19 protein-coding genes and 1 tRNA gene are annotated in these 21,694 nt (G+C 70.6%); 6 read left to right on the top strand and 14 right to left on the bottom strand.

Annotated elements, in window-relative coordinates; all coding sequences use genetic code 11:
- Positions 1-71 precede the first annotated feature (71 nt).
- Positions 72-1,112: an aminotransferase class V-fold PLP-dependent enzyme gene (locus QE428_RS10180; protein ID WP_307468737.1), complete on the top strand. Its 1,041-nt coding sequence runs from the start codon at positions 72-74 to the stop codon at positions 1,110-1,112.
- Positions 1,113-1,118: 6 nt separating this feature from the next.
- On the opposite strand, the gene QE428_RS10175 is transcribed toward QE428_RS10180, so the two are convergent.
- Positions 1,119-2,786, bottom strand: a complete 1,668-nt coding sequence (locus tag QE428_RS10175) for a sodium:proton antiporter (RefSeq protein WP_307468734.1) — start codon at positions 2,784-2,786, stop codon at positions 1,119-1,121.
- A 78-nt stretch (positions 2,787-2,864) separates the two neighbouring features.
- Between QE428_RS10175 and QE428_RS10170 the strand changes: the two genes are divergently transcribed.
- Positions 2,865-4,025 carry a hypothetical protein gene (locus QE428_RS10170; RefSeq protein ID WP_307468732.1) on the top strand — a complete coding sequence of 387 codons (1,161 nt, stop codon included), beginning with the start codon at positions 2,865-2,867 and terminating at the stop codon, positions 4,023-4,025.
- Between the two features lie 8 nt (positions 4,026-4,033).
- Here QE428_RS10170 and QE428_RS10165 read toward each other — a convergent pair whose 3' ends face one another.
- Complete coding sequence (locus tag QE428_RS10165; RefSeq protein WP_223247041.1) at positions 4,034-4,345, bottom strand: hypothetical protein; 312 nt, start codon at positions 4,343-4,345, stop codon at positions 4,034-4,036.
- Positions 4,346-4,563: 218 nt separating this feature from the next.
- Here QE428_RS10165 and QE428_RS10160 point away from each other — a divergent pair, with 218 nt between their 5' ends.
- Positions 4,564-5,586 carry an NADPH:quinone reductase gene (locus QE428_RS10160; RefSeq protein ID WP_307470715.1) on the top strand — a complete coding sequence of 341 codons (1,023 nt, stop codon included), beginning with the start codon at positions 4,564-4,566 and terminating at the stop codon, positions 5,584-5,586.
- 79 nt (positions 5,587-5,665) lie between these two features.
- Here QE428_RS10160 and QE428_RS10155 read toward each other — a convergent pair whose 3' ends face one another.
- Positions 5,666-10,906: a GDSL-type esterase/lipase family protein gene (locus tag QE428_RS10155; RefSeq protein WP_307468727.1), complete on the bottom strand. Its 5,241-nt coding sequence runs from the start codon at positions 10,904-10,906 to the stop codon at positions 5,666-5,668.
- Positions 10,907-11,200: 294 nt separating this feature from the next.
- Positions 11,201-11,274 (bottom strand) — tRNA-Pro (locus tag QE428_RS10150).
- A gap of 104 nt (positions 11,275-11,378) precedes the next feature.
- Here QE428_RS10150 and QE428_RS10145 point away from each other — a divergent pair.
- From QE428_RS10145 to QE428_RS10135, 3 genes are read left to right on the top strand one after another with little or no spacing between them, the layout of a single operon-like run.
- Positions 11,379-11,957 carry a GNAT family N-acetyltransferase gene (locus QE428_RS10145; protein ID WP_307468723.1) on the top strand — a complete coding sequence of 193 codons (579 nt, stop codon included), beginning with the start codon at positions 11,379-11,381 and terminating at the stop codon, positions 11,955-11,957.
- The gene (locus QE428_RS10140) at positions 11,954-12,457 is read left to right on the top strand and encodes an O-acetyl-ADP-ribose deacetylase (protein ID WP_307468720.1); all 504 of its coding nucleotides are present in this window, start codon (positions 11,954-11,956) and stop codon (positions 12,455-12,457) included. Before QE428_RS10145 ends, QE428_RS10140 begins: the two co-directional genes overlap by 4 nt.
- A gap of 40 nt (positions 12,458-12,497) precedes the next feature.
- On the top strand, positions 12,498-12,854 hold the full coding sequence (locus QE428_RS10135) for an RNA-binding S4 domain-containing protein (protein WP_307468718.1): 357 nt from the start codon (positions 12,498-12,500) through the stop codon (positions 12,852-12,854).
- Here the strand turns inward: QE428_RS10135 and QE428_RS10130 are convergent.
- The 10 genes from QE428_RS10130 to xerD form a co-directional block, all read right to left on the bottom strand.
- Complete coding sequence (locus QE428_RS10130) at positions 12,840-13,244, bottom strand: DUF2809 domain-containing protein (RefSeq protein ID WP_307468715.1); 405 nt, start codon at positions 13,242-13,244, stop codon at positions 12,840-12,842. The two genes, QE428_RS10135 and QE428_RS10130, sit on opposite strands and share 15 nt — an antisense overlap.
- On the bottom strand, positions 13,241-14,137 hold the full coding sequence (locus tag QE428_RS10125) for an NUDIX domain-containing protein (protein ID WP_307468711.1): 897 nt from the start codon (positions 14,135-14,137) through the stop codon (positions 13,241-13,243). The genes QE428_RS10130 and QE428_RS10125 overlap by 4 nt, the downstream gene beginning before the upstream one ends.
- A gap of 127 nt (positions 14,138-14,264) precedes the next feature.
- Positions 14,265-15,794, bottom strand: a complete 1,530-nt coding sequence (der, locus tag QE428_RS10120; RefSeq protein ID WP_091352602.1) for a ribosome biogenesis GTPase Der — start codon at positions 15,792-15,794, stop codon at positions 14,265-14,267.
- Positions 15,791-16,468, bottom strand: coding sequence for a (d)CMP kinase (cmk, locus tag QE428_RS10115; RefSeq protein WP_091352599.1), 678 nt, complete (start codon positions 16,466-16,468; stop codon positions 15,791-15,793). Before cmk ends, der begins: the two co-directional genes overlap by 4 nt.
- On the bottom strand, positions 16,461-17,576 hold the full coding sequence (locus QE428_RS10110) for a prephenate dehydrogenase (RefSeq protein ID WP_307468705.1): 1,116 nt from the start codon (positions 17,574-17,576) through the stop codon (positions 16,461-16,463). Before QE428_RS10110 ends, cmk begins: the two co-directional genes overlap by 8 nt.
- On the bottom strand, positions 17,573-18,355 hold the full coding sequence (locus QE428_RS10105; RefSeq protein WP_133399408.1) for a pseudouridine synthase: 783 nt from the start codon (positions 18,353-18,355) through the stop codon (positions 17,573-17,575). Before QE428_RS10105 ends, QE428_RS10110 begins: the two co-directional genes overlap by 4 nt.
- Positions 18,352-18,957 carry an SMC-Scp complex subunit ScpB gene (gene scpB, locus QE428_RS10100; protein WP_018186406.1) on the bottom strand — a complete coding sequence of 202 codons (606 nt, stop codon included), beginning with the start codon at positions 18,955-18,957 and terminating at the stop codon, positions 18,352-18,354. The genes QE428_RS10105 and scpB overlap by 4 nt, the downstream gene beginning before the upstream one ends.
- Positions 18,947-19,801 (bottom strand): ScpA family protein, encoded by an 855-nt coding sequence (locus QE428_RS10095; protein WP_307468697.1) that lies wholly within the window; start codon positions 19,799-19,801, stop codon positions 18,947-18,949. Before QE428_RS10095 ends, scpB begins: the two co-directional genes overlap by 11 nt.
- Positions 19,785-20,618 (bottom strand): ParA family protein, encoded by an 834-nt coding sequence (locus QE428_RS10090; RefSeq protein ID WP_091359460.1) that lies wholly within the window; start codon positions 20,616-20,618, stop codon positions 19,785-19,787. The genes QE428_RS10095 and QE428_RS10090 overlap by 17 nt, the downstream gene beginning before the upstream one ends.
- 146 nt (positions 20,619-20,764) lie before the next feature.
- A complete protein-coding gene (gene xerD, locus QE428_RS10085; RefSeq protein ID WP_307468693.1) occupies positions 20,765-21,688 on the bottom strand; it encodes a site-specific tyrosine recombinase XerD in 924 nt (307 codons plus the stop codon).
- Between the last annotated feature and the right edge of the window lie 6 nt (positions 21,689-21,694).

Here is a 21,694-nt window from a genome sequence, read left to right as displayed (position 1 = left end):
TAACGCGACGTCATGGACTCGATGCAACACTTGCCGTGGTGCACTCTGACGAGTGTCGGGACGATGGACTCATGGCCCTCTCCCCCGCCGACGTCCGTGCCGCGTTCCCCGATGCTCGGGGATACGTCGCGGCCTGCACCGCGGGCATCCCGACCCGTGCCACCCGCGCCGCTGTCCGAGCGGACCTCGACGCGCTGCCGGACCCCGTCCGGTACGCCGCCGTGGCCGAGCGGTGCCGTACATCGTTCGCGCGACTCGTCGGGGTCGCGCCGGAGTCCGTCGCCCTCGGTGCCCAGACGTCGGCGATGGTGAGCCTGCTCGCGGCATCCCTCCCCGACGGTGCGGTCGTCCTCTGCCCCGACGGGGAGTTCTCCTCGCTCGTCCTCCCCTTCGTGCACGCCGGTCGCGGCATCACGGTGCGCACGGTCCCGCTCGAGGCGCTCGCCGCGTCGATCGAGCCCGGCGACACGATGGTCGCCTTCTCGATCGTCCAGTCCGCAACGGGAGCAGTGGCCGACGCGGACGCGATCGTCGCCGCCGCCCGGGCCCACGGGGTGCGCACCTTGTGCGATGCGACGCAGGCCGTCGGATGGATGCCGGTAGCCGCCGGCGCCTTCGATGCGCTCGTCTGCCACGCGTACAAGTGGCTGTGCGCGCCGCGCGGCGTCGCGTTCCTCACGGTCACCGAGGACTTCGCGGCCTCGATCCTCCCCCGCCAGGCCGGGTGGTACGCGGGAACCGACCCGTGGGCGTCCTGCTACGGCCGGGACGCGGCACTGGCGGCATCCGCTCGACGGTTCGACGTCTCGCCGGCGTGGCAGGCCTTCGTGGGGGCGGAGCCCGCGCTCGCGCTGTTCGCCGACGCGGATCCGGCCGCCCTGCGCGACGAGGTCACCGCGCTCGCCGCGGCGCTGAGGTCGCGCCTGGGGCTGCCGCAGCCCATCCGTGCGACGCCCATCGTGACGTGGCGGGACGAGAACGGGGCCGATATCGCGCGTCTGCGGGAGGCCGGGGTCGTCGCGTCGAGCCGGGCGGGCAACGCACGCGTCGCACTCCACGTGTTCAACGACCTGCGCGACGTGGACGACATCGCGCGGACGCTCGGACGCTGACCCGGGTCAGGCTCGGTCGGAGCGGAGCTCGATCGCGATCTGCGACGCGTCGATGACGGCGAGCTCGTGCGCGAGGACGTCGGCGTCGAAGGTCCCGCTATCGCGTGCATCGAGGAGCACCCGGCGCTGAACCGCCAACACCTCGAGTCGTCGAGCGCTCTCGACCTCGAAGATCTGGGACCGGTCCGCGTCCGCCGGTCGTTCGGCGGCCGGAACGGTCGCGGCGCTGTCGCGGAGGAGTTCGAGGATGTGACGACGCTCCTCGTGTTCGCGCTGCCGGGTCTCCTCCTGCGACCCGGCGGACGTGAGGGCCGTGACCATGGGGGCGACCGTGGCTCCCTGCCCGACGAGCGAGACGACGGCGACCGCGAAGGCGACGAGGATGAGGACCGACCGCTGCGGCGTGCCCTCAGGCAGCGTCTGCGCGGCGGCCAGCGTGATCGCGCCCCGCATGCCCGCCCACACGACGAGGGCCCCTTCTCGCCACCCCAAGGGCGCCTCCTGGAAGTACCGGATGTCCGCCAACCCGCGGGTCACGCGCGGTCCGAAGCGGCGCACCGTGTCACGCGAGACCGTTCTGCCCCGGCGCGCGAAGGCGTCGACGAGCTTCTTCTCGCCCTCTTCGCTCTCGAGCCGCTGGGCGATCGTCTCGAGTCGGGGCTGCAGCCGGCGCACGCGACGCGCACTCGCGGACAGGAGCGCCAGGAGCGGTGCGACGTAAGCGGCCCGGACGACGACGGTGAGCAGCCACGCCCCCGCCGCGATGAGGAGAGCGGGTGCCACGCCGGCGTGCACGGCTTGGACGTCCGAGATGATCGTCGTGAGCTGCAGGCCCATGAACAGGAAGACGAGTCCCTCGAGGATCAGCTCGATCGTGCGCCAGTTCTGCGCATCCGAGAGGCGGTTGCGTGCGGAGAAGACGCGCGGTCCCCCGACGCCCGTGATGATGCCTGCTACGACGGCGGCGACGAGCCCCGAGGCCCCGAGAAGCTCGGCCGGGATTGCGGCCAGGAACGGCACGGTGAAGGACAGGACGGTGTTCACGGTCGGGTCCGTCGCCCGACGACGGACGGTGAGGTTCAGCCAGCCCAGGAATGCTCCGATCAGCACGGCGACGACGACCGCGTAGGCGAACGTGCCGACGGCACCCCAGAACGAGAAGGATGCCGCAGCCGCCGCGATGGCCGTCCGCAGCAGCACGAGCGCCGTGGCGTCGTTGAGCAGACTCTCGCCCTCGAGGATGGCGATGACCCGTTTGGAGACCGGGGTGCGTTTGATGATCGATGTCGCGACCGCATCGGTCGGGCTCACGATGGCGCCGAGAGCGACTCCCCACGCGAACCCGAGGTCGGGGATCACGATCATGAAGAACAGCCCGAGGGCGAGCGCGGTCCCGATGACGAGGAAGACCGACAGCCCGGCGATCGCGCCGAACTCGCGTCGGAAGTGCATGGCCGGCATCGAGACGGCTGCGGAGTACAGCAGGGGCGGCAGGATGCCGAGGAGGATCCACTCCGGGTCGAGGACGAAGTCGTCGAAGACCGGGAGGAAGCTTCCTCCGACTCCGACGGCGACCATGAGGATGGGCGCCGCGATCCCGGCCCACCGGCCCACGACCGTGGTGAGGGCGACGACGAGGAGAGCGACCACCAGGCCGAGGAGTGACTCGATCACACCGAAAGCCTCTCAGAGCATCCGCATCGCCCGTCGACGATTCGGACAGTTCGTCACCGGCCGATAGGCTCCCGGATCGTGCTTCGCCTGATCTTCTCCGCAGCTGTGGGCGCTCTCGTCGGCGGTGCCATCGCCGCTCTCGTCGGCCCTCCTGGAGCCGGCATCTGGATCCTCGCGATCGCGCTGCCCGTCGGCATCCTGAGCCTGGTCTTCATCCGGCTCGGCGCCTCGGGGCTCGCTTCGACGTCCGTGTCACAGGATGATCTGACCCGCGCACGCGCCGAAGATCGTCTGGGCGTGGCGAGGATCGAGGCGGTCCGCCAGACCGGGACGCAGATCAACGATCAGCCTGTGTGCGAGATCGACGTGACGGTGCAGCCGCGTCGGGGTGCGGCGTACGCAACCACCCTTCGGAGCATCGTCCCGCTGGTCGAGCTCGGAGCACTTCGACCCGGCGCGATCCGGCCCGTCGCGATCCTCATCGAGGGCGGTCCCGAGTTCGGATTCATCGACGGCGAGGTCTCGCCTGAGGAGGTCGCCGGTCTCACCGTCCCTCCCCAGGGATCGGTTCCGACATTGGCATGGCCGAAGGCGCAGCGCGTGGTGAACGGCGCGCGGCGCGGGCCGCTCCTGGGCATCGGTCCGCGCGGGCGCGTGCTGCGCGGCATCCTCTTCGTCGTCGTCGCGCTCGCCGTGGCAGCCGCGGTCGTCGCGCCCTACAGTCGCGCCGTCGTCATGACCGTCCAGGCGGCGCAGGAGGGGCGCATCGGCGTCGACCTGCGACGCCCCGACGAGCTGGCCGTCGCCGTTCAGGCCCTCGAGGACGAGATCGGGCACGACGAGGTCAGTTCCGTGCTCATACGGTCCGATTTCATCCGCGTCGAGGCCCCCCTCATCCCCGGGAAGACCGAGACCGACGTGTGGATGTACCGAGGCGGGGTCGTGGACCACGAGGGAGCCGCCCCATCGCAGCCCGACCTCGCGTCCGAGCAGTTCTCATGGAAGGACATCGCCCTCTCGAAGGTGTGGGCGCTGATGGGGAAGGTGTCCGCGGAGTCGGGCATCGCCATCGGCGACGCGAGCGCTGTCGTGTCCCGAAGCACGGACGGCGACATCGACAGCGAGACGTTCGGGAAGTCCGTCGAAGCCCCCGAGATGTTCATCTCGCTCCGCACGGACTACAAGAGCGTCTCGTTCCGGGTGAACGCAGACGGGTCGGGTGACCTCGTCGCGCAGTGACGCGAGGCTCAGGCAGCGGTGAGGTCCCTCTGCACGGGAAGCGACGCCATCGCGTCGGCGCTGGGAAGGTCGACTCGCAGGCGCGTGGTTCCCGGGCGCGGACCGGCACCGTTGACGATCGCGGCCCCACCCAACCGGGCGAGCGGTGCGGCGAGCGCGGCAGCCGACTCGGCAGGGAGGAATCCGACGACGCGGCCGTGGGAGTGCACGGCGACGTCGGCAGTGCGACGCGTCCGACCGCGGCCGACGCGCAGGACGTAGAGCCGGTCGTTGCGGGTGCGCCGCTCAGGATCGTCGACGAGGTAGTACGTCCGCTCCACGTCTACCCGAGAAGTGGGAAGGTCACGGAGATCCGGGAGATCGTCGTGCGATCGCGTCCGGCCGACCAGGGAGTGACAGAGGTGTTCGAGCCAGGTGGGCACTACGCCCCCCTTTCCTGCACGCGACATGAAACGCCGCTGCGTCGAGCCTCTCACAGTGCGCCTGGCAATCCCCCGGTCTCGGAATGCGTGCGCGCTACGGTCGGTTCATGCCACGTATGAGAGCCATCGTCTACACCTCCCCGGGCGCCTCCGACGTCCTCTCCCTCGTCGACCGCGAGATCGCGGCTCCCGGACCCGGCGAGGTGCGCGTGCGCATCGCCGTGTCGGGCGTGAACCCGACCGACTGGAAGTCCCGCGCGGGCGGCACGGCGCGGGCGAGTTTCGCCGAGACCGTCCCGAACCAGGACGGGAGCGGGATCGTCGACGCGCTCGGCGACGGTGTCGAGGGACTGACCGTCGGCGATCGCGTGTGGGTGCACCTCGCGCAGCACCAGCGCCCCACGGGCACCGCGCAGGAGTACACGGTGGTACCGGCATCCCGGGCCATCCGGCTCCCCGAGGGCATCGACTTCGCGGCCGCCGCGAGCCTCGGCGTTCCCGCCGTGACCGCGCACCGCGCCCTCACGGTCCACGAGGACGGGCCGGCTCGCCTGGCCCCTGGAGCGCTCGCCGGACGCACCGTGCTCGTCGCGGGAGGCGCCGGAGCCGTCGGGCATGCCGCGATCCAGCTGGCCCGCTGGGCCGGCGCAACGGTGATCACGACCGTCAGCTCCGACGCCAAAGCGGAGCTCGCCCGGGCAGCCGGCGCGCATCACGTCATCGACTACACGCAGGGCGACCTCGTCGAGAGCATCCGCGAGGTCGCACCTGACGGCGTCGACCAGATCGTCGAGGTGTCGCTCGCCACGAACGCGGCGGTCGACGCGGAGGTCGCGGCCGGGCACGCGGTCATCGCGTTCTACGCCGACGACAACGGCGACACCTTCAGCATGCCGATCCGTCCGACCTTCGCGAAGAACATCCGTGTGCAGGGCGTTTTGCTCTACACCGTCGGAGAACCGGCCCTGGATGCCGCGGTCGCCGACATCACGCGCGCACTGGAGGACGGTGCACTGCCGGTGGGCGAAGATGCCGGCCTGCCGCTGACCTGGTTCCCACTGGAGGAGACCGCGGCCGCGCACGACGCGGTCGAAGCGGCGACGGTCGGCAAGGTACTCATCCGCGTCGCGGAGCTCTGAGTCCGCACGCGACCGCCTGACAGTGGCAAAGGGATGCCGCGGGTCGCACCTTCTGCGAGGGCGACCCGCGGCATCCGTCTCAGCGGACGACGACCGTCAGCGGAGTCGAGCGGGTCGCGCCCGCCTCGTTGCGGTACTCGACGACGTACTCGTACGTGCCCGGGGCACGGCCCGTGACCGCGGTGCGGGTGCGCTGCGCATTCGGCGACGCGGCGGTGAGCTGCTGCTCGTCGATGACCTTCCCGTTCTCGTACAGCGCGTACGAGGTCGCGTTGGTCCCCCACCACAGGTTCGACGTGACCGTGTAGGCGCCGTCCCGGTCGTGGTTGTCGTGCGAGAGCACGGGCGTTCCGGGAGCGGCATCCGTCACCGTGACGGTGATCGACGTCGTCTGGGTGACACCGGCCGCGTTGATCAGCTCGCCCGTGTAGACGTACGTGCCGTTCGAGCGGCCGGCGATCGGCACCGCGACCTGCTGCGCCCGCGGTGATTGCGGGGTCAGAAGGCGGGTGTCGAGGAGTTCACCGTTCTCGTACAGCCGGAACACGGAGCCGTTGACGCCCCACCACAGGTTCATGGTGACCGTGAACGATCCGTCGCGCAGGCCGTCACCCCACCCGCTGTCGCTCATGAGCGCACCCCGGCCGGGCCGGGCGGTCGCCCCTTCGTCGGCGTAGACCGAGAACCGGGACTCCGCCGTCGCGACGACGCCGTCGTGGTTGACGGCTCGGACCGTCAGCACGTGGTCCCCGGCCTTGTCCGACAGATCGATGACGGCGTCGGCCGCGATCGGCTCCCCGTCGAGGGCGACGTCGAGGTTCCGCACGCCGGACTCGGGGTCTGCCGCCGACACCCCGAGCGCCAGCTCGCCGCTGTCAGGCAGGAGCGCACCGTTCTTCGGGAGACCCGAGATCACCGGAGCGGTCTCGTCGGCACCGCCCGAGGGACCACCCGTCACGGCGATGCGCGGCATCGGAGCCGGTTCCATGCCGTCGCCGATGAAGAAGCTCGGGTGCGGCGGCTGGTTGTAGCCGGTGTTCTGCCAGGCGACCGCGACCCGGTACTGCATGTCGTGCATGAGCGTCGGGATGCGGATGTCGGTCTCGTCGGAGGTCGAGTAGATGCGCAGCTCCGACGAGTCCGCCGAGCGCCACACGATCTCTTCGCGCCAGTCGCCGAACAGGTCGGCCTGGAGGTTGGGCGTACCCTTCGTGCCGTTGTTCGACCGGGCCCCGGCATCCGAGAGGATCGTCTTCTGCTCCCCGGCCGCCCAGTCCCACTTCGCGACGACGGGCGTGCCCTGCGATGTCGTGGCATCCCAGTCGTGGTCGACGATCTCGCGCAGCGGGTCGCCGTCGAACCATGCGAGGAAGTTCGCCGCCGGGATGCGGTCCCCGATGACCTCGCCGTCGGCGGCGACGAGAGTCCCGGTCCGGGAGTTCCACGCGGCGTCGCCGCCGACGGCCCAGCCTTCGGCGCCGGGATGCCGCGGGTCGATGTCGCCCATGGCGGCACGGCCCGTGTCGACGGTGGCGGGAATGCTCCAGAGCACCTCTCCGGTCTTCGCGTCGCGGTACGTCGCGCCGCGGTTGCCCGATGCCGCCATGTTCTCGTGGGCGGCGAAGGCCTCGAGGCCCGGTCGCGACGGGTCGAAATCGCTGACGTGCAGCGCGTCGCCGTGGCCGAGCCCCGTCGAATAGAGGAGCTCCCCGTCGTCGTCGATCGTGGCCGAGCCGAAGATGATCTCGTCCTTCGCGTCACCGTCGACGTCGGCGACCGACATGGAGTGGTTACCCTGCCCGTACAGGGCTTCGGCACCGTCCTCGTCCGAATCGGCGACCCATCGCGTCGTCAGCTTCTCGCCGTCGAAGTCGACGGCGGCGACGACGGCACGCGTGTAGTACCCGCGGCTGAAGATCGCGCTCGGGTGCTCGCCGTCGAGGTACGCGACGGACGCGAGGAACCGGTCGACCCGGTTGCCGTAGGTGTCGCCCCACGATCCGACGTCGCCGCGCTGCGGGATGTAGTCGATCGTGTCGACCGCCGCGCCCGTCAGGCCGTTGAAGACCGTCAGGAACTCCGGGCCCTGCAGGACGTACCCCGAACTGTTGCGGTGGTCCGCGCTGGCATCGCCGATGACGCGCCCGGCGCCGTCGACCGTGCCGTCCGCGGTCCGCGTGATCAGCTCGGCACGGCCGTCGCCGTCGAAGTCGTAGAACATGAGGTCCGTGTAGTGCGCGCCCGCTCGGACGTTCACGCCCAGGTCGATCCGCCAGAGGCGCTCGCCGTCGAGCCGGTAGGCATCGACGTAGACGTTGCCGGTGTAGCCGCCCTGCGAGTTGTCCTTCGCGTTGGAGGGGTACCACTTCACGATGAGCTCGTACTGTCCGTCACCGTCGACGTCGCCGACGGTGGTGTCGTTGGCCGAGTAGGAGTAGGGCTGACCGTCCTTCGTGTAGGCGTCCGCCGGCTTCTGGAGCGCAACCGTTCGGTACGCCGCGGTCTGCACACGCACCGGATCGGACTCGGTCGTCTCGACGGTCTCGTCGCCCGACCCGCTCAACCGGGTGACGAAGTACTCCGAGGCATCCGTCCCATCGGGGTCGAGCAGGTTGGTCGACGCGGTGATCGGCGCCGTGGTGATGCGTCGGCCGTCACGGTACACGTGGAAACCTGCGTCGGCCGGGTCGGTGCCCAGCAGTCGCCACGACACGAGCACGCCGTCACCCGTCCGGACCGCGGCGACACCGCGGTCGAGGTACTCCGCCTGGCGCTGCAGCACCGTCGGCGCCGCCGTCTCGTACGGGTCGGATGCCGCACCGGCACCGCCCACGCCGACCGGGACGACCGTGTAGAAGTACGGCACCGTGGTCAGCACACCGTCGTCGTCGGTGAAGCGCGGGACGTCAGTCGTGCCGACGAGGGTGCCACGCTCGCCCTCGACCTCTGAGCGGAATACGAGGAAGTAGAGGCTGTCATCGGCGGCCGCCCAGGCGAGCTCGACCTCGCGCGGGTCGATGCGGACGGCGTCGATGCCCGTGGGCTTGCCGGGGGCGTCGACGTCAGGGTCGATCAGGCTCGTCTCGACCTTGGCCGACGGCACGGATTCGAGGCCCGTCCGGTCCACGGCGGTCACGTGGTAGCTGTAGTCCAGTCCGACGCGCGCCGTCCGGTCGGTGTACGCCGGCTCGGTGCTGCTGCCCACGAGCGCCGGGGCGGTGTCGAAGGCGGACGATCGGTAGATGTTCCAGGTGAGGCCGGATTCGGCATCCCATGCCAGGTCGATCTCGGGAGCGGCGGGGTCCGCCTCGACGCCCGTCACCTTCAGCCCCGTCGGGCCGAGGAGGATGGGCGTGATCTCGAGTCCGTTCAGACGCGTGCCGGCAGCGGCGCCGTAGGCCTCGATGTTCAGCTGACCGTCGGTGACGAGGAAGGGTCCGCGGAGGACGGCCGCGACCGAGCCTCGGCCGGCGTTGCCCGTTCCCGCTTCCTTCCCCTCGACGCGGAAGCTCGTGCGGGTCGACCCGATCCAGTCGCCCGAGAACGTCTTGACCGAGTAGGTGCCGTTCGGGACGTCGAGCGCGAAGGTCGAGCTGTCGCCCGGGAGGACGAAGTCGCGGATCAGGTCGTTCGACCCCTCGGAGGCGCCGCGGTCACGCCCCGCGTTGGCGGGCAGCGTGTTCGTGAAGCCGTACCCGCGGTCTTTCGTGTACCCGAGGTTCGGCGTGATCTCGGTGTACCCGGCGGCGAGCGGGTTGCCGGCGAGCTGGAAGTCGAACCGGTAGGCGGCCTGCTTGGTGGTGAACTCCACCGGCGCCGACGGTTCGGATTCGCCGCGACCGTTGACCGCGACGACGCGGTAGCGGACAGTCGCACCTTCGCTGAGACCCTGCACGATCGTCGTGGGCTGGGTCACGGTGCCGACCAGAGTCCAGGTGTCCTCACCGGCCGCCTGACGGAACACCTTGTAGATGTCCGCGGTCGGCACGGCGTCCCACTTCAGGGTGGCCCCGGCGTTGCTGATGGCGCCGGCGACGAGCTTCTGCGGGGCGGCTGGCGCATCGGCCGGGGGCTCCGTGTCGGTGATCTCGTCGGCGAGGGGGATGTCGAGGGTGCTGATGCCCTGGGCCACCAGGCGAGCCATCTGGATGGCGCCGTACTCCTGGAAGTGCGTGTCGTCGACCGTTCCGGCGGGCCGGTTGGGGAACACTCCCGGGTCGACGTGCAGGAAGACGGCCTTGGCCGCTTCAGGGCCGATCTCGTCGAGGTAGGCGCGGCTGGATGCCGAGAGGTCGACCAGCGGCACGTCCTCCTCCGCGGCGAGCTCGGTCATCTTCTCGACGTACTCGGGGAAGCTCACGCGGAAGAGCCCGGTCTCGGGGTCGAAGTTCCGGCGGGAGACGGGCGTCACGAGGACCGGGGTCGCACCGCGCTGGCGCGCGCCCTCGACGTACGTGCGGAGGTACTCCTTGTAGTCGGCCGGCGAGGCGTAGCGGTCGTCCACTCCCTGCGTCGCGTCGTTGTGGCCGAACTGCGCGAACAGGTAGTCGCCGGGGCGGATCGCGCGCAGCACCTCGTCGAGGCGGCCCTGCGTGAGGAAGTTCTTGGACGAGCGCCCGCCGATCGCGTGGTTCTTGACCGCGACGTCGTCGGAGAGGAAGCGCTCGAGCATCTGGCCCCACCCCGCCTGCGGCGCGTACGCCGTCGCGTCGTAGGTCTGGACGGTCGAGTCCCCCGTCAGATAGGTCGTGGACACGGCGCCGGCGGTGCGCTCGGGCAGCCGCGTGATCGTGAGCGCGTTGAGGGATGCCGCTCCGCCTGCGATCTGCAGCGTCAGGCGCCCGTCGACGAGGGCGATGGGGAACGCCATCTCGAGGTACTCCCCCGCCGCCTTCGCCGTCGGCTGCACCTTGGCGATCGATTCGGCCGTGATCGCGATGTCCGTTGCGCCCTCCGCATCGCCGGCGACGAGCGAGACCGAGTAGTCACCCGGCGCGAGGTCGACCTCGAAGGTGCCGCCCTGCGCCGCGACGAAGTCGGACCGCACGGCGTCGTCGCCCCCGCGGTCGACATCAGGGTCTGCGGATGTGGGCGCCGTGGAGAAGCCGTACCCCCACTCTGAGTCGAACGCCGTTGCGGACGTCACGCCGAGCGCGCCGGAGGCGACGGCGCCAGGCCCGAAGTCGAAAGCGACGACGTCGCCGTCGGGGAGCGGCGCGGGGGTGTCTGCAGCGGCCGCGGGCGTTGCAGCGATGAGCGACGCGGTGAGTGCGGCCGCGGACGCGAGAGCGAGCGCGGAGCGGGGACGGCGGATGGGCATGGGTCCTCCTGGACGTCGTCGGCGAAAAGGCGCGCCGGACGACCCGCACCGGATGGGCGGAGAACGGTCCGACAACCTCGAGAGGGGCTTATGTCACGTCATCGAGCCCACGCGCTCCCGTCGTTGGAAAGCGCATTCCAGCTCGTTGCGACCGATCCTGGCATGACCCATGAGGCAGGCGCAAGGCATCCATCCGAAAGAATGAATCGTGTCAATTCGCGGGTAGGTACGGAACGAACGACGAAAGCCCCGGAACCCGCATCTTCTGCGTGATTCCGAGGCTTCCTCGAACCGTCGGGATGACAGGATTTGAACCTGCGACCCCTTGACCCCCAGTCAAGTGCGCTACCAAGCTGCGCCACATCCCGGTCCGTTGCCCTCGCGGACAACTCCACTATCCTAACCGGTCCGAAGGCCGCCCGCGAACCGCCACGGGGTTCCGCGTGTCCGATGTCGCCGCTACCCTGCCCGGATGGCCGAGATATCGATCGAACCGGCGCGTGCGGATCGCTTCGCCGACGCCGAGCGCGCGTTGACCGGAGGCGGCGACGGCGCCGACTGCTGGTGCCAGTGGTGGATGCTCGCGCCGAAGGACTTCGGGGCCACCAGCGTCGACGAACGGCGTGAGCGACTGCGTCAGGATCTTTCGGCTTCGGTCCCGTCAGCACTGATCGCATACGTCGACGGCGTAGCCGCCGGCTGGGTGAAGGTCTCCCCTCGCCCCGATCAACCCCGCCTCGCCCGCACCCGCAACATCCAGACGTCGCCTGAGCCGATGGACGACCCGTCCGTCTGGGCGATCACCTGCTTCGTCGTCCGCAAAGAGCACCGCTCCCAGGGCATCGCGAGCCGCCTTCTGGACGCCGCAGTCGACCACGCCCGCACGCACGGCGCCCGCATCGTCGAGGGCTACCCGCTCGACACCGACGTCAAGCGGTTCTCCTCCAACGACCTCTACCACGGCACGCTGTCGAGCTTCCTCGCCGCAGGTTTCATTGAGACCGCCCGCCCCGGCGCGGCCCGTCCGATCGTCGCAAAGGAGCTCTCATGAGCCGCGTCACCGTCGTCCGCGGCGACATCACCCGCCAGCAGGTCGACGCCGTCGTGAACGCCGCCAACCGCGCCATGCGGGGCGGCGGGGGCGTCGACGGTGCCATCCACCGCGCGGGCGGTCCCGAGATCCTCGCCGACTGCATCGCCCGCTTCCCGCATGGCCTCGCGACCGGGGATGCCGGATGGACGACCGCCGGCGACCTGCCCGCACGCTGGGTCATCCACGTCGTCGGACCGAACCATACGGCCGGCGAACGCGACCGCGGCCTCCTCACCTCCTGCTACCGTCGTGCCCTCGAGGTCGCTGACGACCTCGGCGCGACGACCGTCGCGTTCCCGCTCATCAGCGCCGGGATCTACGGCTGGCCACTCGACGACGCGGTCGACGCCGCCGTCGCGACGCTCGCCGAGACCCCGTCGAACGTGACCGAGGCGCGCATCGTCGCTTTCGACGACGCCATGTTCACCCGCGTCGAGCGGCGACTCGCGGCATCCTGACCCGTCTTACGATGGATTCACCGGACGGGAGGAGGACCACATGGCGGATGCCGTGCGTGTCGACTCCTGGCTGTGGGCGGTCCGCGTCTACAAGACCAGATCGGCGGCAACCACCGCCTGCCGCGCCGGGCACGTCCGGGTCAACGGCGACAAGGCGAAAGCCGCCCAGCAGGTCAAACCGGGCGACGAGCTGCGCGTGCGGATCGCGGGCTTCGACCGCATCCTCGTCGTGCGTCAGACGCTCACCAAACGCGTCGGCGCTCCCCTGGCCGCCGTCGCCGCAGAGGACCGGACGCCCGAACGCGAACCCGTCGCGCAAGTCGCCGTCCGCGACCGCGGCGCCGGTCGGCCCACCAAGCGCGAGCGTCGCGACATCGAACGGCTACGCGGCCGCTGACACCGCCGCACGGTGACGCGCGAGCGCGCTGCGGACCGCGGCATCCGTCGCGCAGAGCACGACACCCGTCACCGCGTACACGAGCAGGTCGCGCGCGTCGAAGACGGTTCCGAACACGAGGACGATCGGCGGCCACTCCCCCGCCCACGCGACCGGCAGCCCCGTGAGCTGGAACAGTTCGACGCCGACCGACCACGCGACGACGATCGCGCCGATCAGCCAGGACGACAAACGGGGGAACAGCGCCACGAGCCCGCCCCACACCGCGACGACGTAGAGCGCATCACCGGCGATGTCGGATGCCGCGGTGTCCGCCGCCCCGAGGTGCACGGCCAGTCCGCAGGCCACCGCTGCCAGAGCGACAGCGACGCCGATCAGCTGTCGCTTCACACCCGGTCGCGCAGCCACGACGCCCCACGGACCTCCGCGCCCGCCGCGACCGCCCGCTCGCCGAGCGCGCGGTCGCTGGTCACGAGCAGGACTCGATCCCCGTCGCCGACGCGCCGCCGCGCCTCGGCGACGAGCGCGTCGTCACCCGCGGCATCCGCTCGCAGCACCTCGACGGAGCCGGCCGGATCCGCGGCGGCGCGCGCCTCACCCTCGAGCACGGCGACGACGGCGGGGAACCATGTGTCGCCCGGCAGCGACAGCTCGGAAGCCGTCACCCCCAGGCGCGACAGACCCTGAAGCCGCTCGAGCAACTTGGACGCGGCACCGGCACGGTCGCGCCACCACCCGTCGGGAACCGAGCCGACGACGTTCGCCGCGTCGACGAGCACGGTGGGTCGAACGGCGAGCAGGTCGCGCAGCGCAGGCCACGCATCCGCGAAGCCGGGATGCAGGGGCAGCGCGTCGACCTCGTCGAGCGGCACCCACTCCAGTGCGTAGCTCTCGGGGTCGGTGATCACCGGCTCGAACGGGTCGACGACGTCGGCGACGAGCGTCGTGTACGACCACACGCCGAGGTCGAGAACGCTCGTGAACTTCGGCCGGAGGGCTGCGACGGGAACGCCCGCCTCTTCGTGCGATTCACGGATCGCGGCATCCGTGGCGCTCTCGCCCTGGTGCCGCGCACCTCCGGGGATGCCCCACGTGCCACCGTGGTGACTCCACGCAACGCGGTGCTGCAGCAGGACGCCGCGCGCGGCATCGTGCGCGAGCAGGCCCGCGGCGCCGAATCGGCCCCAATACCGCTCACCCGCGTCGGTCACCACCCAGGCATCGCCCGGATCACGAGGACCGGAGGGGCGTGGCGGCCCGCTCGACGGTTCCTCGATCCTCATGCGATCAGCCTCTCACGCGCTCGGCGGCGAGGTGCGGCATCCGTCATGTCGCGGAACAGATCCCCAGCGTGCCCGCAGACAACTCAGCCTGCCCGCAGACAACGAAGGAGATGACGGCGGGCGGGCGTCAGCGCTGGCGACGCTCGCGCACGCGCATGTTCGTGATGATCGGGGTGCCCTCGAACCCGAAGATCTCGCGCAGGCGCCGCTGGATGAATCGGCGGTACCCGGGGTCGAGGAATCCGGTCGTGAACAGCACGAATGTCGGCGGACGCGTCGACGCCTGCGTCCCGAACAGGATGCGGGGCTGCTTGCCGCCGCGGAGCGGGTGCGGGTGCTCGGCGATGAGTTCGGCGAGGAACGCGTTGAACTTGCCGGTCGGGATGCGCTGATCCCACGATTCCAGCGCCGTCTCGAGCGCCGGGACGAGCTTGTCGAGGTGACGGCCGGTGCGGGCCGAGAGGTTCACGCGCGGCGCCCACGTGACGTGCGCGAGGTCCTGCTCGATCTCCCGCTCGAGGTAGCGGCGACGGTCGGCGTTGTCCATGTCGTCGTCGTTCAGGCGATCCCACTTGTTGAACGCGAGGACGAGGGCACGGCCGGACTCGAGGACCAGGTCGATGATGTTCAGGTCCTGCACGCTGATCGTCTCGGTCACATCCAGGACGACGACGGCGACCTCGGCCTTCTCGAGGGCCGCGCTGGTGCGGAGCGACGCGTAGAAGTCGGCGCCCTGCTGCAGGTGCACGCGACGACGGATGCCTGCGGTGTCGACCAGACGCCACAGCTTGCCGCCGAGCTCGACGACCTCGTCGACCGGGTCGCGGGTGGTGCCGGCGAGGTCGTTGACGACGACGCGCTCTTCGCCCGCGGCCTTGTTCAGCAGCGACGACTTGCCGACGTTCGGACGACCGAGGATCGCGACGCGGCGTGGCCCGCCGAGCTCGTTCTTCGCGACGGCCGAGACCTCGGGCAGCACCTTCATGATCTCGTCGAGCAGGTCGGCGACGCCGCGACCGTGGATCGCGGAGACGGGGTGCGGCTCGCCGAGGCCCAGGTTCCACAGCGCCGCGGCCTCAGGCTCCTGACGGGCGTCATCGATCTTGTTGGCGACGAGGAAGACCGGCTTGTCGGTCTTGCGGAGCATGCGGACGACCTGCTCGTCGGTCGCTGTCGCGCCGACCATCGCGTCGACGACGAACATCACGACGTCGCACAGCTCGATCGCGATCTCGGCTTGGGCTGCGACGGAACGGTCGATGCCCTTGGCGTCGTGCTCCCACCCGCCGGTGTCGACGAGCGTGAAGCGACGGTCCATCCACTCGGCCTTGTAGCTCACGCGGTCGCGGGTGACACCGGGGGTGTCCTCGACGACGGCCTCGCGGCGGCCGAGGATGCGGTTGACGAGGGCGGACTTGCCGACGTTGGGCCGTCCGACGATCGCGACGACCGGCAGGGCCGGCAGCATCTCCACGACCTCGCCGCCCGCGGTGAAGCCGGCCAGCAGGTCGTCGTCGTCCTCGTCGAGCTCGTAATCGGCGAGCGAGGCGCGGAGTGCGGCAGCGCGCTGCTCGGCGAGGTCCTCGTCGAGGTTCGCGAGCTTCTCCTCGAGCTGGTCGGGCCCGCCTTCGTATTCGTAATCGTCTTCGGCGCTCATCGCGAGCCTTCCGTTCCCGACCGCACGACGTCCAGGACGGCGTCGACGGTCTGTGCGAAGTCCAGGTCGGTCGAGTCGACAACCGTCACGCCGGGGGCGGCGGTGAGGAAGTCGACGACCTGGGAGTCAGATGCGTCACGCTTGTGCAGCGCGGCGGCGACAGCCGCGGCATCCTCTGTGGTCAATTCGGCGCTGCGCCGCGCGGCGCGCACCTCGGGGGCGGCGGTCAGAAGGATCCGCACGGGGGCGTCGGGGGCGACGACGGTCGTGATGTCGCGTCCCTCGACGATGACGCCGGGGCGACCGGATTCGGCCACGAGGCGACGGAACAGCACGTTGACCTGCTCGCGGATCACCGGCACGCGCGCCACACCGCTCACGGCTGAGCTGACGCGGGGCTCGCGGATCGCCTCGGTGACCGAGGTCTCCCCCACCCGCACCCAGTACTCGTCGGGGTCGAGCGAGATGGCGTAGTCGAAGTCGCCGGCGGCGTCGACGACGGCCGAGGCGTCGGACGTGTCGGCGCCGTGCTGCAGGACGTGCCAGGCCAGCGCCCGATAGGCGGCACCGGTGTCGAGGTAGCCGTAGCCCAGGCGTCGGGCAGCTTCCTTCGACACGCTCGACTTGCCGCTGCCTGCGGGGCCGTCGATGGCGATCGTGATCGGGTCAGTCATTGAGGCTCGCAATCTTCCAGCCGCGCGCCGAGAGGCCGTCGGTGGCGATGCTCACGGCGGAGGGGACGACGCTGATCTCGCCGAGGCCGAACTGGGCGCCCGGGGAGTGCTCGAGCCGGAAGTCCTCGACGTTGACGCGCAGCTCACCGAGGTCGCCGAACAAGCGCCCCAGCTGGCCGGGGGTGTCGTCGACCATGACGACCACCGTCTCGAATCGGCGGTTCTGTCCGTGCTTGCCGGGCAGTCGCTCGACGCCCTCGTTGCCGCGACGGATCGTGTCGGCGACGGCGCGACGCGAACCGGGGGCATCAGGGTCGCGGAGCGCTCCGGCGACGGTGGTCAGGTCGGCCGCGAGGGCGTCGAGCACGTCGACGACGGGCTCCGCGTTCGCGCCCAGGATCTGCACCCACAACTCGGGGGCGGACGCCGCGATGCGGGTCGTGTCGCGGACGCCCTGCCCGGCGAGGCGGAGCGACGCGTCCTCGGCGGCGACGAAGCGTCCCGCGAGGAGGGATGCCACGAGCTGCGGCACGTGCGAGACGAGAGCCACGGAGCGGTCGTGTTCCTCGGGGGTCATCTCGACGAGGCTGGCGCCGAGATCGAGGGCGAGGCCCTCCACGACGGCGAGGTCGCGCGCGGATGTCTCCTCGTCGCGGCAGATCACCCACGGTCGGCCGAAGAAGATGTCGGCGCGCGCCGAGATGGCTCCGCCACGTTCGCGACCGGCCATCGGGTGGGACCCGATGTAGCGCGACAGGTCGACTCCGCGCTCACGCAGCGCCAGGAGCGGCTCGAGCTTGACGCTCGCGACGTCCGTGACGACGGCATCCGGGAAGGCACCGAGTTCACGTTCGATGACATCGGCGGTGACATCCGGCGGGACGGCGACGACGACGAGGCTCGGCCGATCCTCGTCTCGGGCCACGCGCCCCGCGCCGTAGTCGACCGCCAGGCGGAGCTGGGCGGGCGACGCGTCGGCCAGGACGACGTCGACACCGAGCGCGCGCAGCGCGTGGCCGATGCTCGAACCGAGCAGGCCTGCGCCGACGATGCGGACGAGTCCGCTCGTACGGACGGCGCGGGCGCGCGCGTCGATGGCGTCGGTCACAACTGCTCCTGAGTGGGATCCCCGGGCGGGGTCTCCGCCTGGCGCGCGAGAGTCAACAGCGCACCGCGTTCCACTGTAGTCAATTCGCGTGCCCGACCCGCTGGGAGCGTGCCCAGGTGGAGCGGCCCGAACTGGCGGCGGACCAGCTCTTCGACGGGGTGGCCGACCGCCGCCATCATGCGGCGGACGATGCGGTTGCGTCCCGAGTGCAGCGTCAGCTCGACGAGACTCGTGTCGCCGCTCGCGTCGAGCAGCCGCGCCTTGTCGGCCGCGATCGGACCGTCCTCCAGCTCGATGCCCTTGGTGAGCTGCGCGATGGTCTGCGGCAGCACGCGACCCGACACCTTCGCGATGTACACCTTGGTGACCCCGAATGACGGGTGCGCGAGGACGTGGGCGAGCTCGCCGTCGTTGGTGAGGACGAGGAGTCCGCTCGTCTCGGCATCCAACCGCCCCACGTTGTAGAGGCGCTCGGGCCAGTCCTTCGTGAAGCGTCGCAAGTCGGGTCGGCCCTGGTCGTCCTTCATAGACGACACGACGCCCGTGGGCTTGTTGAGGATCACGTACCGCTTGCTGGTGTCGAGCTGGATCGCGGTGCCGTCGACGTCGACCTGATCGGTCTCTGGGTCGATCCGCGATCCGAGCTCGGTGACCACGACGCCGTTCACCCGCACGCGGCCCTCGACGATGTACTGCTCGCAGACGCGGCGCGAGGCGACTCCCGCGTTCGCGAGGACCTTCTGCAGCCGGACCCGGTTCTCGTCGGACTGGTCGTTCATCGGATGGTCTCTCCTTCGAATCCCGCGGAGCCGTCATCCAGCAGCGGGGAGATGGGGGGCAGCTCGTCGAGGGAGTTGATCCCCAGGTGACCGAGCAGCGCGTCGGTGGTGCGGTAGTTGATGGCCCCGGTCTCGGGGTCGGTGAACGCTTCGGTGATGAGGCCGCGGGCCAGGAGCGTTCGGACCACCGAGTCGACGTTCACGGCGCGGATCGACGCGACCTGACTGCGCGACACCGGCTGCTTGTAGGCGATGACGGCGAGCGTCTCGAGCGCGGCCTGCGACAGCCGCGACGGCGCCTGCCCGTTGACGAACTCGGCCACCAGGTCGTCGTGCTCGTCGCGCACGTAGAAGCGCCATCCCCCGCCGACCTCGCGCAGCTCGAACCCGCGCCGCGGCCCGGAACGCTCCCCGTCGTAGTCGGCGACGAGCTCGTCGACGGCGCGGCGGACGGCGGCGACGGGGGCGCCGACGGCGGCGGCGAGTGAGACGAGGCTCTGCGGCTCGTCGATGATCATCAGGATCGCCTCGAGGCGGCGAGCGATGTCCCCGGCGTCCTGCGAACGCGGTGGCGCCTCGATCTCGGTGGCGTCATCGGTCATAGTCGGCTCCCAACGTGGCGAGGTTCTCTTCGGACCAGCGGTCGGCGGTCCACCGGAGGGTCAGCTCCCCCAGCGGCTCGAGCTGCTCGAAAGACAGCGCGGCGTGACGGTACAGCTCGAGGACGGCGATGAAGCGCGCCACGACGACGCCGGTCTGCGTGACGCCGGCAACGAGCTCGCGGAAGTTGAGCTGACCGGCATCCCGCAGCAGCGTCACGACGATCGCGGCCTGCTCCCGGATCGACACGAGCGGCGCATGAAGGTGGTCGAGCCCGACGTGCGGGATCTCCTTCGGCGCGAAGGCGAGCATCGCGATCGCGGCGAAGTCGCCGGGAGACAGCGTCCAGACGAGCTCGGGCACGGCCCGCCGGTGCTTCTCGTCGAGGCGGACGGCCCGCATGTGACGCCTGCCCTCCCGCTCCAGGCACCGCGCGAACCACGCGGACACCTCCTTGAAGGCGCGGTACTGCAGCAGACGGGCGAAGAGCAGATCTCGGGCCTCGAGCAGGGCGACGGATTCCGCATCCACGAGCTCCCCCTGCGGCAGCAGCCCCGCGACCTTCATGTCGAGCAGGGTGGCTGCGACGACCAGGAACTCGGATGCCTGGTCGAGATCCGCGTCGTCGTCGAGCCCCTTCAGGTACGAGATGAACTCATCGGTGACTTTGCTCAGCGAGACCTCGGTGATGTCGAGTTCGTGCTTGGAGATCAGCGTCAGGAGCAGGTCGAACGGGCCGTCGAAGTTGCCCAGCGAGACGCGGAAACGATCACCCGCGGCCTCGATCGACTCGGCCTGGGGAGGCTCAGCGGCGGCGTCGGGGCCTTCGTCAGGCGACGGCGCCACGGGAGACCAGCTCCCGCGCGAGGCGCAGGTACGCCTGGGCGGCGGAGTGCTCGGGAGCGAACTTCGTGATCGGCACGCCCGCGACGGAGGCGTCGGGGAACTTCACCGTACGACCGATGACCGTCTCGAGCACGTCGTCACCGAAGGCGTCCACAACGCGCTCGAGGACCTCGCGCGAGTGCAGGGTGCGCGGGTCGTACATCGTGGCGAGCACGCCGTCGAGGGTGATCGCCGGGTTGAGCCGGTCGCGCACCTTGTCGATCGTCTCGATGAGGAGGGCGACGCCGCGGAGGGCGAAGAACTCGCACTCGAGCGGGATCAGCACACCGTGGCTCGCGGTCAGCGCGTTGACCGTGAGCAGGCCGAGCGAGGGCTGGCAGTCGATGAGGATGACGTCGTAGTCGCCGGCGACCTTGCGGAGCACGCGGGCCAGGATCGTCTCGCGGGCGACCTCGTTGACGAGGTGCACCTCGGCCGCCGACAGGTCGATGTTGGCGGGCAGGATGTCGAGGCCCTCTACCGACGTCGAGACGATGACCTCGTTCGGGTCCCGCTTCGGGTCGAGGAGGAGGTCGTAGATCGTCGCGGTCTCGTGCGTCTGCACGCCGAGTCCGGCGGACAGGGCGCCCTGCGGGTCGAAGTCGACCGCGAGCACCCGACGCCCGTAAGAAGCGAGACCGGCGGCCAGGTTGATGGTGGTCGTCGTCTTGCCGACGCCGCCCTTCTGGTTGCACAGCGAGATGATGCGTGCGGGACCGTGTCCGTCGAGCTTCGGCGGGGTCGGGAAGCCGTGGTAGGGACGACCCGTCGGCCCCATCGGGGTGTCGGTCGCCACCGTCGAATCGACGTCCGCCGTACTCCGCTTGCTCGCCACTGATCTCCCGCCTTCGCCGTGCTCACCCGAGTCTAGTCACCCCGTCGCGGCCCGCCGTGGAGCGACTCCCCGCAGCCGGGCACCCGGAGTCATCTCGCGCGCGGGTGCGAGGTGAGATACACGTCGCGGAGCGCATCCACCGTGACGTGCGTGTAGATCTGAGTCGTGGCGACCGAGGCGTGGCCGAGCAGCTCCTGCACGACGCGGACGTCGGCACCGCCCTGCAACAGGTGCGTCGCGAACGAGTGCCGGAGCGTGTGCGGAGACACGTGGGCGGTGATCCCCGCCCGCTCGGCGGCCTGCTGGATCACGAGCCACGCGCTCTGCCGCGACAGCGGAGCTCCCCGCGCGCCGAGGAACGCGCGCGGCGTCGCCCGCCCGCGGCGCGACAGCTCCGGCCTCGCGCGGGTGAGGTAGGCGTCCGCCGACGCCCGCGCGTACGACCCGACGGGGACGATGCGTTCCTTCGCTCCCTTGCCGCGAACCCGCAGGACCTCGCCGTGCATCAGATCGTCGACGTCCAGGTCGACGATCTCCGACACGCGCGCACCCGTCGCGTACAGGAGCTCGAGCAGCGCGCGATCACGCAGGCCGACGAGTTCACCGGGTGCGGCGTCCTCGGGCGCGGGGCCGGCGGCATCCAACAGCCGGAGGACGTCCTCGACGGGCAACGCCTTCGGAAGGCGCATCGGCGCCTTGGGTGGCCGCAGCTTCGTCGTCGGATCGTCCGTCACGATGCCCTCGCGCGCGAGGAAGCGATGGAAGCTGCGGATGGCGGACTGCAGCCGCGCCAACGAGGTCGACGCCGGCGGCGGATCGGATGACGCGCGTTCCGCCGCGAACCCGGTGACGAGCTCCCCCGTCACGGCATCCGTGTCCTCGACGCCCCGCTCAGCGAGCCACGCCAGGTACCCGGCCAGGTCGCGACGGTAGGCCGCGACGGTGTGCGCCGACAGTCCGCGCTCGATCGTGATGTGCCGGAGGAACGCGTCGACGGCGCGCGCGAGCCTCACGGCGCC

Source organism: Microbacterium sp. SORGH_AS_0505 (genome assembly GCF_030818715.1).
Lineage (GTDB): Bacteria > Actinomycetota > Actinomycetes > Actinomycetales > Microbacteriaceae > Microbacterium.
The sequence above is the reverse complement of the archived record's forward strand: the minus strand, read 5'-3'. Positions and strand labels throughout refer to the sequence as shown.